The organism is Nocardia sp. NPDC004260 (assembly GCF_053603155.1).
In genome coordinates this window covers 1-1,936 of sequence record NZ_JBSGEZ010000241.1, presented here as the reverse complement: position 1 = coordinate 1,936, position 1,936 = coordinate 1, and the positions used below count along the sequence as shown (strand labels likewise).

The following is a 1,936-nucleotide window of genomic DNA, read 5'->3' as shown; positions in this document are numbered from 1 at the left end:
GACGGACGAGTTTCGGCGGCGACGTCTTCGGTTTCCCTCGGGGCCGAGTGTGGTTCGAAGCCGTTGGCCGGATGACATCCCACACGCGGGCGATCAAGAGTACAAAGCGGCGGTGTGGCGTTCATGAGTATATGGGGATCGGCTATCAGATCAGCCGATATACGAATGCTGGTCACAATCCGAAGCTATTACATTCCGACATATTTTCGGCCGGGCTTGGTACGGCCCGGACGAGCTCTAAAGTACAGGAGAATTGCATGAACGAATCTCTACCGGATACGGTCGCTGCAGAACCGCCGGCCAAGATTGATGCCGCTATTCTGAAGGTGGCCGGTGTCGTGGTGATCGGAGCCTTTATGTCGATCCTCGACATCACGGTTGTGAACGTTGCACTACCGACATTTCAAGAAGAATTCGATGTCCAAACGTATTCCACGGTGGCGTGGACGGTGACTGCTTTCACCCTTGCCTTGGCCACGGTTATTCCGCTTACGGGCTGGGCGGCCGACCGGTTCGGTACCAAGCGGTTATTCCTCGCGGCACTAATACTTTTCACCGGAGGGTCCGTGCTGTGCGCCCTGGCCTGGAGCATTCAGGCCTTGATCATGTTTCGAGTGGTTCAGGGGCTCGGTGGCGGCATACTGATGCCGTTAGGAATGACAATCATGACGCGTGAGGCCGGGCCGGATCGGATGGGCCGGCTCATGGCGATTCTTGGGGTGCCGGTGCTGTTGGGCCCTATTCTCGGTCCGATTCTTGGTGGCTGGTTGCTCGAAAATGCCTCCTGGCATTGGGTATTCCTGATCAACTTTCCCATAGGTGTAGTCTCTATCGCTTATGCCTGGATCGTGCTCCCGCGCGACGAGCCGAAGCCGACCGAGTCGTTCGATTTCATCGGCATGTTGATGCTTTCGCCGGGTCTGGCATTATTTCTGTATGGCGTATCGGTCATTCCGGGGGAAGGCACGCTCGCTGCGCCAAAGGTTTGGTCTACAATGTCGATGGGCGCCGTGTTGTTATTGGCCTTTGTAATCTACTCATTCAAGCCAGCGCACCCTTTGCTGGACCTTCGCTTATTCGGCAACTATGATATGACCGTGTCGATAATTACTCTGGTGCTATTTGCGGCTGCCTTTTTCGGCGGGTTGCTACTGGTGCCGACCTATTTCCAGCAAGTGCGCGGGGAAAGCCCGTTGATGGCAGGGTTGCTAGTAGCGCCGCAGGGGTTGGGTGCGCTATTGACTATGCCGCTTTCGGGTGCATTGACAGACCGAATCCCGGTAGGCCGCATCGTTCCTGTGGGCTTGGTGATCGTTACTGTCTCGATGTTCGGGCTCACCCGTATCGATCAGGACACCGCTTACTGGTATCTCGTTGGTGTGCTGTTCGTCATGGGCCTGGGCATGGGCGGCACCATGATGCCACTGATGACAGCTTCATTGCGGACGTTGTCGGAGGAGAAGGTTGCCCGCGGATCCACGCTACTCAACATTGCCCAGCAGATCGCCAGCTCAGTAGGTGTCGCGGTGATCTCTGTGGTACTCACCAACCACACCAAGACTTCGAAGGCAGTAGAGGCGGCCCAGGAGCTGGCCCAAGCTCAGCGAGCAGGCACCCAACCTGCCCCTGCGTTGGTCTCTTACGTGATGAGCCTGGGCAACAAGTTCGAGTCGATCATGCTTGGAGATATGGCGCGGGCCTATGCCAACACTTACTGGGTAGCCGTCGCGTTGTGCGTCATCACTCTGGGGGCTTCGTTGTTCCTTCCGCGTAAGTATCGCATCGGAAGCGCCCCCAGCACCGGGCGCCAGCCGACATCGATGCTTATGTCGTGAGCGGACTGAGCGTTCCCGATGACGCGACCACCCGGGAATAGAGTCAGGTGATGTCATTCGGTGGTCAGTCGGTCCCGCAGGCCAGCGGGTAGTGGGTGTGG

General features: G+C 57.5%; 1 protein-coding gene. It reads left to right on the top strand.

Going from position 1 to position 1,936, the window contains the following annotated elements:
- The first annotated feature begins 257 nt into the window (after positions 1–257).
- A complete protein-coding gene (locus ACWEO7_RS39345) occupies positions 258–1,835 on the top strand; it encodes a DHA2 family efflux MFS transporter permease subunit (protein WP_452430911.1) in 1,578 nt (525 codons plus the stop codon).
- Positions 1,836–1,936: the final 101 nt, after the last annotated feature.